The organism is Streptomyces sp. NBC_00667 (assembly GCF_036226825.1).
Classification (GTDB): Bacteria; Actinomycetota; Actinomycetes; order Streptomycetales; family Streptomycetaceae; genus Streptomyces.
In genome coordinates, this window is sequence record NZ_CP109022.1 from 704,719 (window position 1) to 719,245 (window position 14,527).

Annotated in this window: 18 protein-coding genes; 11 read left to right on the plus strand and 7 right to left on the minus strand. The window is 71.8% G+C overall.

Going from position 1 to position 14,527, the window contains the following annotated elements; genetic code table 11:
• Positions 1–24: 24 nt before the first annotated feature.
• A complete protein-coding gene (locus tag OHA81_RS03430) occupies positions 25–450 on the minus strand; it encodes a hypothetical protein (protein WP_329192605.1) in 426 nt (141 codons plus the stop codon).
• Between the two features lie 283 nt (positions 451–733).
• Here OHA81_RS03430 and OHA81_RS03435 point away from each other — a divergent pair, with 283 nt between their 5' ends.
• The 7 genes from OHA81_RS03435 (at position 734) to OHA81_RS03465 (ending at position 5,791) form a co-directional block, all read left to right on the plus strand.
• Complete coding sequence (locus OHA81_RS03435; protein ID WP_329192607.1) at positions 734–1,012, plus strand: hypothetical protein; 279 nt, start codon at positions 734–736, stop codon at positions 1,010–1,012.
• A gap of 149 nt (positions 1,013–1,161) precedes the next feature.
• Positions 1,162–2,049: an STAS domain-containing protein gene (locus tag OHA81_RS03440; protein WP_329192608.1), complete on the plus strand. Its 888-nt coding sequence runs from the start codon at positions 1,162–1,164 to the stop codon at positions 2,047–2,049.
• On the plus strand, positions 2,046–2,489 hold the full coding sequence (locus OHA81_RS03445) for an STAS domain-containing protein (RefSeq protein WP_329192611.1): 444 nt from the start codon (positions 2,046–2,048) through the stop codon (positions 2,487–2,489). Before OHA81_RS03440 ends, OHA81_RS03445 begins: the two co-directional genes overlap by 4 nt.
• Positions 2,473–2,940: an ATP-binding protein gene (locus OHA81_RS03450; RefSeq protein WP_329192613.1), complete on the plus strand. Its 468-nt coding sequence runs from the start codon at positions 2,473–2,475 to the stop codon at positions 2,938–2,940. Before OHA81_RS03445 ends, OHA81_RS03450 begins: the two co-directional genes overlap by 17 nt.
• The gene (locus tag OHA81_RS03455; protein ID WP_329192615.1) at positions 2,928–3,953 is read left to right on the plus strand and encodes a SpoIIE family protein phosphatase; all 1,026 of its coding nucleotides are present in this window, start codon (positions 2,928–2,930) and stop codon (positions 3,951–3,953) included. The genes OHA81_RS03450 and OHA81_RS03455 overlap by 13 nt, the downstream gene beginning before the upstream one ends.
• Positions 3,950–5,269: a PP2C family protein-serine/threonine phosphatase gene (locus tag OHA81_RS03460; RefSeq protein WP_329192617.1), complete on the plus strand. Its 1,320-nt coding sequence runs from the start codon at positions 3,950–3,952 to the stop codon at positions 5,267–5,269. The genes OHA81_RS03455 and OHA81_RS03460 overlap by 4 nt, the downstream gene beginning before the upstream one ends.
• 12 nt (positions 5,270–5,281) lie before the next feature.
• Positions 5,282–5,791, plus strand: a complete 510-nt coding sequence (locus OHA81_RS03465; protein ID WP_329192619.1) for a MarR family winged helix-turn-helix transcriptional regulator — start codon at positions 5,282–5,284, stop codon at positions 5,789–5,791.
• 113 nt (positions 5,792–5,904) lie between these two features.
• Here the strand turns inward: OHA81_RS03465 and OHA81_RS03470 are convergent, their stop codons facing one another.
• Both OHA81_RS03470 and OHA81_RS03475 read right to left on the minus strand, forming a co-directional pair.
• Positions 5,905–6,261, minus strand: a complete 357-nt coding sequence (locus OHA81_RS03470) for a PRC-barrel domain-containing protein (RefSeq protein WP_329192621.1) — start codon at positions 6,259–6,261, stop codon at positions 5,905–5,907.
• Between the two features lie 7 nt (positions 6,262–6,268).
• Positions 6,269–6,655: a MerR family transcriptional regulator gene (locus OHA81_RS03475; RefSeq protein ID WP_329192623.1), complete on the minus strand. Its 387-nt coding sequence runs from the start codon at positions 6,653–6,655 to the stop codon at positions 6,269–6,271.
• A gap of 249 nt (positions 6,656–6,904) precedes the next feature.
• On the opposite strand from OHA81_RS03475, the gene OHA81_RS03480 reads away from it, so the two are divergent.
• Positions 6,905–7,327 (plus strand): secondary thiamine-phosphate synthase enzyme YjbQ, encoded by a 423-nt coding sequence (locus OHA81_RS03480; protein ID WP_329192625.1) that lies wholly within the window; start codon positions 6,905–6,907, stop codon positions 7,325–7,327.
• A 35-nt stretch (positions 7,328–7,362) separates the two neighbouring features.
• Here the strand turns inward: OHA81_RS03480 and OHA81_RS03485 are convergent, their stop codons facing one another.
• Entirely contained in the window at positions 7,363–8,211 is an 849-nt protein-coding gene (locus OHA81_RS03485; RefSeq protein ID WP_329192627.1) for an aldo/keto reductase, read from the minus strand.
• 143 nt (positions 8,212–8,354) lie between these two features.
• Positions 8,355–10,217, minus strand: a complete 1,863-nt coding sequence (locus OHA81_RS03490) for a M1 family aminopeptidase (protein WP_329192629.1) — start codon at positions 10,215–10,217, stop codon at positions 8,355–8,357.
• A 390-nt stretch (positions 10,218–10,607) separates the two neighbouring features.
• Between OHA81_RS03490 and OHA81_RS03495 the strand changes: the two genes are divergently transcribed.
• Entirely contained in the window at positions 10,608–11,117 is a 510-nt protein-coding gene (locus OHA81_RS03495) for a hypothetical protein (protein ID WP_329192630.1), read from the plus strand.
• 75 nt (positions 11,118–11,192) lie between these two features.
• Here the strand turns inward: OHA81_RS03495 and OHA81_RS03500 are convergent, their stop codons facing one another.
• Positions 11,193–11,354 carry a hypothetical protein gene (locus tag OHA81_RS03500; RefSeq protein WP_329192632.1) on the minus strand — a complete coding sequence of 54 codons (162 nt, stop codon included), beginning with the start codon at positions 11,352–11,354 and terminating at the stop codon, positions 11,193–11,195.
• A gap of 306 nt (positions 11,355–11,660) precedes the next feature.
• Between OHA81_RS03500 and OHA81_RS03505 the strand changes: the two genes are divergently transcribed.
• Positions 11,661–12,644 (plus strand): IS481 family transposase, encoded by a 984-nt coding sequence (locus OHA81_RS03505; RefSeq protein WP_329192635.1) that lies wholly within the window; start codon positions 11,661–11,663, stop codon positions 12,642–12,644.
• Here the strand turns inward: OHA81_RS03505 and OHA81_RS03510 are convergent.
• Positions 12,641–13,351: a ribonuclease H family protein gene (locus OHA81_RS03510; protein ID WP_329192636.1), complete on the minus strand. Its 711-nt coding sequence runs from the start codon at positions 13,349–13,351 to the stop codon at positions 12,641–12,643. The genes OHA81_RS03505 and OHA81_RS03510 overlap by 4 nt on opposite strands.
• 189 nt (positions 13,352–13,540) lie before the next feature.
• On the opposite strand from OHA81_RS03510, the gene OHA81_RS03515 reads away from it, so the two are divergent.
• On the plus strand, positions 13,541–14,500 hold the full coding sequence (locus tag OHA81_RS03515) for a VanW family protein (RefSeq protein WP_443056426.1): 960 nt from the start codon (positions 13,541–13,543) through the stop codon (positions 14,498–14,500).
• Positions 14,501–14,527: the final 27 nt, after the last annotated feature.

Here is a 14,527-nt window from a genome sequence, read left to right on the forward strand (position 1 = left end):
GCGGCGGCGGCCGTGCGGGTCCTGTCAGGTCCGGGCGACGCACGTCGCGGCGAGGACTCCCCGGCCGCCCGGGCCCCGGTCGTCGGCCGGGGACGCGGCCTTGCCCGTACCCGCCGACGAGGCCGGCCCGGCGACGGCGAGCGGCGTACGGGCCGTCGTCGGCGCGGCGTGGGCGTCCCCCCGCACGCGGTCGACGGCGTGGCCGAGTCCGTCGGGGCAGCCCTCGCCCTGCTCGGCACGGTGGACCGGCACCACGGCGTCGGCAGGGGCCATGGCGAGGGGGAGGGAGAGGGAGAGGGGCGCGACGGTTTCCGGCCGCAGGTGAGGGCCTTCCCCGGCCGGTCCGTGGAGGCACCCGAGGAGGTGGAAGGCGACGGCGAGCAGCAGCGCGAGGACGCCGACGGTCCGCGCGCGGTGATCCACCGCGTGAGCCGACGCCGCACCGATCATGTGCACAAAGTAGCGCGGGGGGCACGATAAGTCACCCGGGACCCGCGGCCGGCACGGCAGGTGCGCGAGGCGGCCACATTCCGGCCAGTCGGCCGGAATACGTCGGCTTAACCCGCGCGGATGCGGTCACACGCGCGGCATGAGCGCGTTCGAGAACTCCCTCACGCTCATGCCCCGCCCCCGTTTCCCACCCCGGTGGGCGACCACGGCCGTTGGTGAGCACGGCCGTTCCTGAGCACGACCGTTGGCGAGCACAACCGTTCCTGAACACACGGAGGCATAGATGCCGGCACGGGTGAGACTGGCCACGCGCGAGAACGCCGCACGGGCCCACCGACCCGACGAGCAGCGGCCTGCGGGCCGCTCCGGCGCCGCGCCCGGTCGGCCACCGCTGAACCGCCCGCTCGCCGCGGCGCTCCTGGGCACGTGCCTGGTGCTGCTCGTCGCGGGCGCCGTCAGCGGCTCGACGGCCATGGCCTGGGCCGCGGTGACGGCCTGGATAGGCGTGGTGAGCACCGTCTCGGCGGTGTGCGGCCATGCTCACCGCCCTTCCCACGAATGAGTGGCGCAATCGGGGACATCCTTGTGGATCTGTGCGGCCGAGACCCCGGGACTTCCGTCCCGGGGTCACCGTGCGTATATTTGTCATGAGACAACCATTGCCATGCGTTAAATGTGGGACGGACGCCGGCACAGCGAAGGGAGACCCGCGTGGTCAGCAGTCCGACCGGTGCGGCCGATGTCCGCCGGCTCGTGGTGGAGTCGTTCAAGGGGCGCGCGGACGACATAGCTGACCGCTGGGTGGTGCTCCAGCTGGAGCGCGCGCCCATGGACCCGGCCAACAACGAGCGCGACCTGCGCTACGAGGCGGACACCCTGGCCTCCGCGCTGATCAGCGCTCTCGACACCACGCTGCCGGTCGGCCAGATGGCGAACCAGCACCGGGAACTGCGCGACGCGGTGAGGGAGTTGTCGCTGCGCAGGGCACGGGCGGGGGCAGCCCCGACCGCCACCTCGCTGTCGGTGCTCGCCCTCAAGGAAGTCCTGCTGGACATCGTCCGGGACACCATCGACGACAGCGCCCTGCTGCTCTCGGCGGCGTTGCTGATCAACCAGTTGCTCGACGCGGCCGGCGCCCTGTCCTTCGCCACGTACGCGGAAGGCCGCGAGGAGATCATCCGGCGGCAGAGCCGACAGCTGCTGGAGGTCTCGACACCCGTCGTACGCCTGTGGCGGCAGGTCGTGGCCGTGCCCTTGATCGGCACCCTGGACACCGCACGCACCCAGGTGGTGATGGAGAACCTGCTCCAGGCCATCCAGGACGAGGACGCGCAAGTCGCGATCATCGACATCACCGGGGTGCCCACCGTCGACACCGCGGTGGCCCAGCACCTCATGCAGACCGTGCGGGCAGTGCGGCTGATGGGAGCGGGCTGCATCATCAGCGGCATCCGGCCCACCATCGCGCAGACCATCGCGCAGCTGGGCATCGACCTCTTCGACATCCTGACGCGGGCCACGCTCGCCGAGGCCCTGTCCGAGGCGATGAAGATCACCGGCGGTTCCGCGCCGGCCCCGAGCGCCCCGGTTTCCCGATGAGCGCACATTCAAGTGCCCACTCCGGCACACACGCCGGGGCCCCTTCCTGCGCCGTACCGATCCTGCGACTGGGCGACGTCCTGGTCACCGGGCTGCTCAACGAACTGGACGACAAGTCCGCCGTGGCCTTCGCGCAGGAACTCACCGAGCGGATCTCCGCCGACCGGGCCCGGGGCGTCCTCATCGACATCTCCCGCCTGGAGATCATCGACTCGTTCGTGGCGCGCAACCTGATGGAGCTCACGAGCATGGCCCGGCTGCTGGGGGCCAGGGTCATCGTGGCCGGCATGCGCCCCCCGGTGGCCATCACGCTCGTGGAACTCGGGCTGGAACTCACGGGCGTGGAAACGGCGTTGCACGCCGAGCAGGGCATGGCCGCGCTGGGCTGGGTCCGGGCCCCGCAGCCCCGGGAAGGGGCGCCGCATGGCACCACTGGCTGACGGCAACCGGACCGTGGACGGCACGGACACCACGGCGGCGGACGCCTCCGGCACGCAACCCGTCCGGCTCTCCCTGGCCACCGAGGACGATCTGCTGGCGGTCCGGCACGCCGTGCGCTTCGCCGCCGTAGCGGCCGGGTTCTCCCTCATCGACCAGACGCGGGTGATCACTGCGGCCAGCGAACTGGCCCGCAACGCCTACATCCACGGCGGGGGCGGGGACCTCGTGGTCGGCCCCGCGCGCGCCGAGGGCCGTACGGGGCTCCGGCTCACGATCACCGACCGCGGGCCGGGCATCCCCGACGTGGAGGCGGCGCTGGCCGACGGCTACAGCACCGGTGTGGGTCTGGGACACGGGCTGGGCGGCGCCCGTCGGCTGATGGACGAGTTCGAGGTGCGCAGCACGCCGGGCGAGGGCACGACCATCGTCACCACACGATGGCGGCGCTGATGGTCCCCGCCCCGGTGGCGCCGACGCGCCAAGTCCGCATCGACCACTACAGCGCGGTGCACGTCGCGGCCGAGACCGCGCGCGCCGTGGCGCGGGAGTGCGCGCTGCCCGGCGCGATGCCCGACCAGGCGGCCGTGGTCGCCTCGGAACTGGCCAGCAACATCGACAAGCACGCCCGCGACGGTGTGCTCTACGTGCAGCCGCTTCCGCTGGGCGGCGGCCTGGAAGTGGTGGCCGCGGACCGGGGTCCGGGGATAGCGGAGGTCGCGCGGTGCCTGGCCGACGGTTACACCACGACGGGGACGCTCGGCGCCGGACTGGGCGCGGTCGGACGCATCGCGACGGAGCTCGCCATCACTTCGAGGACCGACACCGGCACCGTGGTCTGCGCCCGGCTCGCCCTTCCCGGCCGGCGCGAAGCCGCCCGGCAGCCGGTGGGACTGGTCTGCCTGTCGGCCGCGGGCGAGGAGGACTGCGGGGACGCCGCGGCAGTCCTCGACCTCGGTGGGGCGCGCACCGCGCTCGTGGTGGACGGCCTCGGGCACGGCCGTGAGGCGGCGGAGGCCGCCCAGGCGGCGGTGCGTTCCTTCCGCGGGGCCGCCGAGGGCACCCTCCCGGAGATCATGGCGGTCATGCACCGGGCGCTCCGGCACAGCCGGGGGGCCGCCGTCGCGCTCCTTCGACTGCGCGCCGGGGAAGCGGAGTACTGCGGGATCGGCAACGTCCGCATGGTGGCCCTCTCCCCCGACGAGGTGCACCACCGGCTGACGGGTCAGCCGGGGGTGGTCGGCTGGCGGATGCCCGCCCCGCGCACCCACCGCGTCCCGCTGACCGCGTCGACCACCACCGCGCTGCACACCGACGGCATCGACCTGCGGTGGGCGCACACCCCGCCCGCTCACCTGCTGCGCCTGCCCGCCCCGCTGCTCGCCGCCACGGTCGCGCACGGCTACCACCGCACCCGCGACGACGCCACCGTGGTGGCGGCCAGAGCCCCCGACGAGCCGTCATGAGCAGACTCTTCTGGGACGTGACGGTGCTCCGCGAGGAGGTGCGCGACCTCGCGCGCTCCTACCGGCTGCCCGCGGACGTACGCGGCCGACTGGTGCTGTCGGTGACGGACCTGGCCTGCCCGGAGTTCGAGGCCGGCCACCCCGTCAGGCTGACGAGCGTGTTCGACGCCGCGCACGACGTGCCCCAGCTGAACCTCACCCTGACCGCCCCGCGAGCGGCCGGCCCGCTGCGGAGCGCCGACCTGCCGCTGACCGCGCCCGAGACGTCGGCGAACTCGGTCACCTGGCACATCCCGCTACCCGACCGGGACGCCGGACCGTGCGGGGAAGCCCGGGCGCCGGCGCCCTTGCCGGACTCCCTGTCGGCGCAGGTCCGCGCGGCGGACGAGGAGCTGCGCGCCGCCCTCGCCCGGGCCGACCACCTCACTGCCGAACACCGGCTGATCAAGCACGAGTTGGCGGAGACCAACGCCGGCGTCCTCGCCCTCTACGTACAACTCGACGAGCGCGACGAGCAGGTGCGCAAGGCGCACGGCCAGGTCCTGCGGGAGCTGGAGGACGCGCTGCGCCCCCTCCCCCCGGAGATCGACGGCTTGGAACTGGCCGTGCACTACGCGCCCGCGGACCCGGCCGCGCCGACCGGCGGGGACCTCTACGACTGGTTCGCCCTGCCCGACGGCACCGTGCACGTCACCGTGGTCGACGCGCTGGGCCACGGCGTGCGCAGCACCCGCGGTGCGGTCACGGTCACGCACGCGGTACGCACCCTGGCCCTGGAGGGGCACCCGTTGCCCTCCATCCTCGCCCGCACCCATCACCTCCTCATGCCCTTCAACCCGGATCTGATGGCGACGGTGCTCCTGGTCCGGCTCGACCCCGCCACCGGGGACCTCCAGGTCGTCAGCGGCAGCCACCCGCCCCCGCTGCTCGTACGGCACGGCGGCACGCCGCACTTCCTCGAAGCGACCGGCCGGGGCATCGGCTTCCCCTCCCCGGGCGGCGATGCGGTGCTGCGAGAACGCATGGAGCCCGGTGATCTGCTCCTGCTCTACACCGACGGCCTCACCGAGAGCCGCAGGGACCTCATCGAGGGGGAGTCGCGGCTCATCAAGGCCGTGGAGCAACACGCCCACCGCCCGATAGCGGAGATCCCCGATGCCGTGGCCGCCGAGATGCACACCGTCGTCCTCCATGCCGACGACACCCTCGCCCTCGCCATGCGGATGACCGCGAAGGCCTCGATGGCCCCCGCGACGAAGGGTGTTCGCCGCCTGCCCGCCCAAGGCAGGCGGGCTGACAAACGGTCTATCGGATGAGAGAGTAGTGCGATGCCGCACAGCTTCCCCTTGCCACCCCTGCACTCCACGCAGGTGGCTGCCGAAGCATCCGCTCTCCTGGAGATGCTGGACGTCCTGTGGGGCCGCGGCCAGGAAGCCGTACCCTCCCCCGTGCCCCCCTCGCAGTTGCGTGCCCTGACCGTGATCGACGAGCGGGAAGCCGTCAACCTGCGCGACCTGGGCGAAGCGCTCGGTTCGACACCGCCCTCGGTGAGCCGGCTCTGCGACCGGCTCGAAGCGGCCGGTCTCGTCCAGCGTTCCCGGGCGACGGCGAACCGCCGGGAGGTGGAGGTGCGGCTGAGCCGCAGCGGCCGGGGCGTCCTGGCTTCCGTACGGGCGGCCCGGGCGCGGGAACTCGAGACCGTGCTGGCGCGCCTGAGCCGCGAGGAGCGGGGGGCCCTGTTCGAGGGGCTGGCCGCCTTCCGCGACGCCGCCGCCGGTACGGGCCCGGGCCGCCCGGGCCACGGCCGCACCGGTGTGGACGTCAGCGACATCGCCTGACCGGAGGTCCGCCGCGGGCCGGCCGGACCTCGGGGGAACGGAACCCGCCCGCAGACCGGTGGTCGGTCCGCGGGCGGGTACGGAGTGCCGGGACGACTCCCCGGGTACGGGTGTCAGGCCGGGCGGCCGCCGAACGGGGCGCCGGTGCCGTAATACGTACCGAGCTGCGCGTGGTATCCGGCGTCGCCCAGGTGCTTGTCCCGGTGGAACTCGGGCGCGTTCTTGACCTGCTCCTTGGTGAGGTCGACCAGGACGCGCTTTTCGTCCGGGTCGATGCGCGTGACGGCGCCCGCCGGGATCAGCACCTCCTTTCCGAAGATCCACACACCGGTGTCCACGACCAGGTAGGCGGAGCCGGCCTCGTCCGAGTGCTTGTCGACCTTGCCGATGACGCCCTCGGTCGCCTCGACCTTGTAACCCGTCAGGTCGGTTCCCGCCAGGTGACCGGCCGTCTCACGGAAAGCCCACATGTGACCACTACTCCTTGCTCGTCGAACGGTCCGTCGGCTGCTCGCCTGCCCCGGCCGCCGCGCGGCATGCGGACGCGGACGAATGCTCCGCACGGCGGAATTCGGCGTTGATGCGCTGGGCCTCGGCGAGCTGGTCTTCGAGGATCACGATCCGGCAGGCCGCCTCGATGGGAGTACCGGCGTCCACGAGTTCACGGGCGCGGGCGGCGATCCGCAGCTGGTAGCGGGAGTACCGGCGATGGCCGCCCTGCGAGCGCAGCGGGGTGATCAGCCGGGCCTCGCCGATCGCCCGGAGGAAGCCGGGGGTGGTACCGAGCATCTCGGCGGCCCTGCCCATGGTGAAGGCGGGGTAGTCGTCGTCGTCAAGACGCCCGAGAGGGTTCTCTGCTGTCACTTTCACCTCTGCATACGGCAAATACGTCGAAGGGCCCGGATGCCGTACGGCACCGGGGCCCCGAGGGAATTCAACACCATCCGCCGGGCCGCCGATGTCTGCTGCGGTCAGCACGGATTTCGACGTTCACCTGAACGAGCTGGTCGCCTCGGCGCCGGGGAACCTTCCGGCACGGCCCGGCCCGGCACGCGGGAGGGCGGTCCGGGCGCGCGGGAGAGCACTCGTGCGCCCGCGGGCGAAGATGGTCACATGGCTGACACCTTCACCACACGCACCCTGCAACTCACGACGGGTTCCGCCGAGACGGTCCACGACCTGACCGACGCCTGCGCGCAGTTCCTGCGCGAGGCCGCACGGGGGCGGGACGGGCTGCTCAACGTGTTCACCCCGCACGCGACGGCCGGACTTGCGGTGATCGAGACGGGCGCCGGCAGCGACGACGACCTCCTCGAGACGCTGCGTACGCTGCTGCCCGCCGACGACCGCTGGCGGCACCGGCACGGCTCTCCCGGACACGGCCGCGACCACGTGCTGCCCGCGTTCGTGCCGCCGCACGCCACACTGCCGGTGGTCGGCGGCGAGCTGGCGCTGGGCACCTGGCAGTCGGTGGTCCTGGTGGACACCAACCGCGACAACCCGCACCGGACCGTGCGGCTCTCCTTCCTGGGCTGACGGGGCGGTGCGGTAACGGCGGGACCCCCGCCGGGTCAGTCGTGCAGCCGGGCGGTGCCCAGCCGGCTGACCATGGCGGGGTCGCGGTGGTCGAAGAAGAGCGAGCGCCCGGTGTCCATGGCGGCGATGCGCGCCATCTCCTCCTCGGTGAGCGCGAAGTCGAACACGTCGAAGTTCTCGGCCATCCGGTCGGCGCGGACGGACTTCGGGATCACGACGACTTCCCGCTGGACGAGCCAGCGGAGCACGACCTGTGGCACCGACTTTCCGTGTTCCTTCGCGATGTCACCGAGGACGGGGTGGGTGAAGAGGTTGTTGCGGCCTTCGGCGAACGGTCCCCACGACTCGATCTGCACTCCGCGCTCGCGCATGAGTTCTTGTTCGGCCGTGCGCTGGAAGAAGGGGTGGGTCTCCACCTGGTTCACGGCGGGAGCGACCTCGTTGTGGTCGATGAGGTCGATGAGCCGGTCGGGGTAGAAGTTGGAGACCCCGATCGCCCTCACCCGGCCCTCCCGGTAGAGCTTCTGCAGGGCGCGCCAGGAGCCGTAGACGTCGCCGAAGGGCTGGTGGATCAGGTACAGGTCGAGGTGGTCGAGGCCGAGCCGGCGCAGCGAGGTGTCGAAGGCACGGCGGGCGTTGTCCTCGCCGGCGTCCTGGATCCAGAGCTTGGTCGTGACGAACAGTTCCTCACGCGGGATGCCGCTGCTCCTGATCGCCTTGCCGACGGCCTCCTCGTTCAGGTAGGCGGCCGCCGTGTCGAGCAGCCGGTACCCGACGGCGAGCGCCTCGCTGACGGCCCGTTCGGTCTGCTCCGGCGGGATCTGGTAGACGCCGAAGCCGAGGATCGGCATCGCGACGCCGTTGTTCAGGGTGACGGTCTGCATGGGACTTCCTTCCTGCGGGGGCCCGGGCCGGTCGGACGCCCCCACGGCACAGCGGGCGCCATCCGGCGCCCACTGTGCCACCGGGTCCCGGCCGCCGCCGTTCACGGCGCGACCGGGCGCGGCGGAAGGTGACCGTTGCGGGGTCAGCCCTCGATGCGGTGCTGGGTCCAGAAGGAGGTCAGGTCCGTGGTCGTGGCGGCCTGGGCGGCCGCCTTGAACTCGGCGGTGGTCGAGACGCCGTACCAGTGCGAGGTGGCGTAGTCCTTGAGCAGCTTGGCCATGACGCTGTCACCGAGGACGCGCCGCAGGTCGTGCAGGGCGCACTTGCCGTAGCCGTAGATGACGGTGGAGTAGCGGGACGAGTGGGTGTCCCAGTAGGCCATCGGATTGGTGATCTTCTCCGCGGTCGACGCCCACGAGACGCTGCTCCAGCAGTTGGTGCCCGTCTTGTTCAGCGCCAGGTCGGTGGCGTAGTCGGTGAACGCCTCGTCGAGCCAGGGGCTGTTGTACTCGTCGTCGCCGACGATGCCGTACCACCACTGGTGGCCGATCTCGTGGGTGAGCGCCGTGGTGCTGACCAGGTCGAGGACGAACCCGGGGTATTCCATGCCGCCGAACCAGTAGTTGTTGTCGATCACCGCGTCCAGTTCGCCGTACGGGTAGGCGCCGAACCTCGCGGCGTGGGCGTCCACGGCGGACTTGGCGGTGGTGAGCATCGACTGCGAGTCGGCGGAGCTGATGCCGGAGACGGAGTAGACGTTGACCGGGGTGCCGCCGGGCGAGGTGCCCGAGATCTTGGTGAAGGGACCGGCCGCCCAGGCGAAGTCGCGGACCTTGGAGGCGGTGGCGGTGGTGACCGTGCGGCCGCTGGAGCCGGGGGTGTCCACCGAGGTACCGGTGGCCGGGACCAGGAGGGTGCTGGGGTGGTCGAGGGTCACGCGGAAGTCGGAGGCGAGGGAGTAGAACGACTCGCCGTTGTTGGTGTACGGGTCCAGGTGCCAGCCGGCCGCGTCCTTGACCGCGAGCACGGGCAGGGCGTTGCCGATGAAGTTGAACGCCCCGTCGTGGCCGAAGCGGTCGGCCCCGCTGGGTACGGTGATGCCCAGGTCGAAGCCGATCGTGGCGCTCTGGCCCTGTGCCAGCGGCGTGGGCAGGGCGATCTGGAGGGCGGTGCAGCCGACCGAGAGCGCGCCCGCGGTGCCACCGGTGACGTTGGTGACGGTGATCGGCATGGCGGAGCAGGTGCCGTGGTAGTTGTCCCAGAGCCTCAGGTACACCTCGTTCAGAGCGGTGGCCGAGGCGTTGGTGAAGGTCGCGCTCTGGTGGCCGGTCCAGACGGTGCCGCTCGTGTTGCTGCTGAGGCTGACGGTGTACGAGGGTGAGGCCGGTGTGCGCGTGGGATCGCCGGGCGGGGTCGTTGCGCCGGAGGTGTCGAGGGCGACGTCGTCGATGACGAAGCTGGTCTGGAGGCTGGAGTCCTCCGTGCCGGTGAAGGCGACGGTCACGGTCTGCCCGGCGAACGCCGAGACGTCGAAGGACTTCTGGACGTACCCGGTGTTCTTGTCGAGGTTCGAGTAGGTCGCGAGCGTCGTGCTGCCGATCTTCGCCGTCAGCTTGTCGTACTTCGTCGACGTGGTCGTCTCGGCGGTGTCGATGTGCAGCCAGAACGTGAGGTTGGCCGTGCTGCATCCGGCGGGGATCGTGACGCTCTGGGAGAGCGTGTCGGTGTGCGTGGAGCCGACGCCGTTCAGCCAGGCGAAGGTCGTGCCCGTGTGGGCGCTCTGGCCCGTGCGGCTGGTGATCACGCTGGTGGAGGACTGGCTCCAGGGCGAAGTGCCGCCCTCGAAACCGCCGTTGACGACGACCTGGGCCGGGGTGCAGGCGGCGGCGCGGGGGGCGGCGGACGGCGTCGCCGCCGCCGCGGGGGTGGTGCCGAGCGAGGCGGCGGCCAGCGCGGCGACCGCGAGCACGGTCGTGGCGAAGGCCTTGTGGGGGGTCGATCTCACGCGGAACTCCTTTGGGCGGCCGGGATCCCGGCCTGCTCGGTGACCGCTCGACCGGCTGGGTGGGCCGGTGGGCAGCCGCGGACTGCGCGCATCGCGTGCGCGATCGCTGGAGTGAGATGCCTTGCCGCGCCGCCCCGGGGTCGGGGCGGCGACTGGCGGAAGCCTGGCAGATTTGTCGGGAGCATGCCATCAGTCGCGAGTAAAAGTGTCCCCACCTTCGACCCCGCTCTCCCCCCGTCCCCTCCCCCGCGCCCTGCGCCGAGGCCATCTGGCGGACCCGCGCCGCCGTCGGGCACCATCGGTCCCTGCCGCTCGCGCCGGACGACAGGACCTGGCTCCGCCTGCAACGCCACCCCACCGTGCAAGGCCACCCGCAGGAGGCACACGCCGATGAAGCTCCGCCCGATCCTCAGCGCCCTCACCCTCGCCGTGGCCACCGTGGCCGCCCCGGGAATCGGCGTGCTGACCGGAACCACCGAGGCCTACGCGGCCACCAAGATCAGCCACGCCACGGCCACCTCGATGTTCCGCAGCTCCGGGATCACCTGGTCCTCTTCGGGAGGCTGCTCGGACCGCTACAACTCCACGTGTACGTCGTTCGAGCAGCTCAACCTGACCAGCGCCCAGGGCGCCCAGACGCTCAAGCAGGCCGCCGGCTGTGCGCTCAACATCACCGGCGGCACCGAGACCGGCCACGCCTCCGGGACGTACTCGCACTGGAACGGCTACAAGCTCGACTTCGGCAAGTCCACGTGCCTGACCAACTACGTCAAGAACACGTTCACCTACATCGGTGTTCGCGGCGACGGAGCCCTCCAGTGGAAGTCCGGCTCCGGGAACGTCTACGCCGACGAGGGCAGCCACTGGGACGTCACCTACTACAACTGCGGCGGCTGCTGACCCGCCCGGGCCCTCACACGACGAGGTCCCCGGGAGCGGCTCGCGCTCCCGGGGACCTGGGTCCGCAGCGGCGGTTCAGTCCTCGCCGAGGACGATGTGGTCCTCCGTGGTGCCCTTTTCCAGGACCGGCTCGGAACTCCCGCGGACGCTCTCCGCCGACTTGTGGCGGGCTCTCGCGTGCTCCTCGGGCTGATCGGCCGCCCGGGTCGAGTCGTTCCGGATCGTGTTGCGCACCATGTTCAGCTCCTTTTCCTCTGGCCGTGGCGGGCGGCTACGTGCCCCACCGGACCCTCCCCGCGTCTCGGACGTGGCCTCCGCTGCGCGCTGCAGCAGCACGCACCCCACACTGTGACGGCCCCCGTCCCCGTGCGCCCCCGCTGGGTGCCGAACGGGTGAACCGCGCCGGGGGCCTGGGCCGTCTCCGGAAGAGACGGCCTAAGTGTATTGATCACGAGCGTTGTTAACAGAGCCGGGTCTTGATCATGGCGAAGACCTCCGGTGTGGTGGAGGTGTCTAGGCTCCACACCACACACGGAGGTCTTCGTGTCCCACCGTAATGCCCGGCTGACGGTTCACGGCAGGCGGATCCTGGTCGAGCGGGTTCTGGCCGGGCGGCCGGTCGCCCACGTGGCCGCCGAGATGGGCATATCCCGGCCCACCGCCCACAAATGGGTCCGCCGCTGGCGGGCCGAAGGCGAGGGCGGCCTGCACGACCGTTCCAGCAGGCCGCGTACGACCCCGCACCGCACCCCCGCGACGATCGAGGCCCGCGTCTGTGACCTGCGCCGAAGCCGCAAGCTCGGGCCGGCCCGCATCGGCCCGGTCCTGGGCCTGCCCGCCTCCACCGTCCACCGGATCCTGGCCCGCCACGGCCTGAACCGGCTGGCCTGGCTGGACCGGCCCACCGGCCAGCCGATCCGCCGCTACGAACGGGCCCGACCGGGCGAACTGGTCCACGTCGACATCAAGAAGCTCGGGAACATCCCCGAAGGCGGCGGATGGCGCGTGGTGGGCCGGGCGGCAGGCGACCGCAACCGCCAAGCCACCACCGACCAGCGCAAAAGCTCCACGCCGGTCATCGGCTACAGCTACATCCACTCCGCCGTCGACGACCACTCCCGCCTGGCCTACAGCGAGGTCCTCACCGACGAACGCAAGCAGACGGCCGTCGCCTTCTGGCAGCGAGCCCAGGCGTTCTTCACCGCCCACGGGATCACCGTTGAACGCGTCCTGACCGACAACGGCTCCTGCTACAAGTCCAAGCAGTTCACCCAGACCCTGGCCGCGGCCGGCATCACCCACAAGAAGACCAGGCCCTACCGGCCGCAGACCAACGGCAAAGTCGAACGCTTCAACCGCACCCTCCTCGACGAATGGGCCTACCTACGGCCCTACCAATCGAACAACGAGCGGACAGCGGCCCTGGCAGACTTCCTCCACACCTACAACCACCACCGCTGCCACACCGCACTGGACGGCAAGCCGCCCATCAGCCGAGTGAACAACGCTGCGGGTCAATACACCTAAGCCGTGGCCGCGCAGTCGGGGTGGCCCCAGCTCGAACCGTGCTTGGCGATCTTGTCGCCGGCCGCGTAGGCCGTTCCGCAGGGACAGGTGCCCTTGAACTTCGCCTTGATGGTGCGGGTGCCGCGCCCCGCGGATGCCGTGCCGGATGCGGGCTCCGTGGCGGCGGCCGGCTTCCTGCGTGCGGCGGCCGTGCGGGCGGGCGAGGTACGGGCCGGGGCGGGTACCGGGATGGCGTGGTCGCCCAGAGCGGTGCCGGCGGGCCGCTGGGAGGTGGCGGCGTCGCTGGCGGCCTGGTCGGCGATGGCGTTCAGGTGGTCGCCGTCCGCGCGGTGGGCGGGGACGTAGCGGAACTCGACGTCACGCCCGGCGAGCAGGGCGTCGATGCGTTCGACGAGTTCACGGTTGGCGACAGGCTTCCCGGCCGCGGTCTTCCACCCGTTGCGCTTCCACGCGGGCAGCCACTGCGTCACCGCCTTCATGGCGTACTGGGAGTCCATGCGCACCTCGATCGCCGTGCCCGGCGCGACGGCCTCCAGCAACTTCTGCAGCGCGGTGAGCTCGCCCACGTTGTTCGTGGCCCGGCCCAGCGCGCCGGCTTCCCAGCGCTCGGGACGGCCCTGCGCGTCGCCGATGACCCAGGCCCATCCGGCAGGCCCGGGATTCCCCTTCGCCGCCCCGTCGCAGGCGGCAATGATGCGTTCAGACATCCCCCGATCATGCCCCACCGGACCCCTCACGACGGACCACTGCACGGACGGGGTGCCGGCTCCCCGCGCGTGAGACGGGGCACATTTTGCCCTTGTTTGGTGCGATCACGCCCAGCATGGTCCGTGGCCTGCCGCCTCGCTTCCGAGTGGGTACCGGGCTCCACCGCGACATCCGCTACCGGGAGTGACATGCGACGCACAGACCGTCGGACCGCCGCCAGGCGACTGGCCCTGACCTCCGCCGTCGCGGCCGCGGCCCTCGGCCTCGGCTCACTCGCCGCGGGCTCGGCGGCCGCCGAGAACGGCCCCGGTGCGCCGGCGGCCGGGAAGCCGGCCGGTCCCGCCCGGGCCGCGGAGCAGCAGATGTCCTCCTTCACCGTCGCGTTCCCCTCCGCCCCGTACCGCACCCACAACATCGCGCGCGCCGTGCAGCTGATCAACGGCTCCGTGGTCCGCCCCGGCGACACGTGGAGCTTCAACAAGACGGTCGGCGAGCGCACGAAGGCGAACGGTTTCGTCGACGGCATCATGATCAACGACGGCCGGTACGTGAAGTCTCTGGGCGGCGGCATCTCGGCGGTCGCGACGACGATGTTCAACGCCGTGTTCTTCGCGGGCCTGCAGCCGGTGGAGCACGGGGCCCACTCCTTCTACATCGAGCGCTATCCCGAAGGCCGCGAGGCCACGGTCGCCTGGGGCACCCTCGACCTGCGCTGGAAGAACGACTCCGGCCACCCCGTCCGCATCCGGGCCGCCTCCACCGACACGTCGGTGACCATCACCCTGCTCGGTACGAGGAAGTACGACGCGATACGCGCCACCAAGGGGCCCCGGACGAACATCACCGCGCCGGCCAAGCACACCGCCACCGGCGACTCCTGCGAGGCGCAGACCCCGCTGGAGGGCTTCGACGTCTCCGTCGACCGGGTCTTCGTCAAGGGCGGTGAAGAGCTCAAGCGCGAGACGTTCCGCACCCACTACACCCCGCGCGACGAGGTCACCTGCCTCCCGGACCCCTCGCCGACCCCGTCGGCCCCGCCGACCGCGTCAGCCTCGCCGAACCCGTCGGTCCCGCCCGCCGCGTCCGCCCCGGCCCCGCAGGGCACCCCGGCCGTCACGACGTCCGCTCCCGCGCCGAAGCGCAGCTGACCACCACCACCCGGGCGGCCGGCGCCG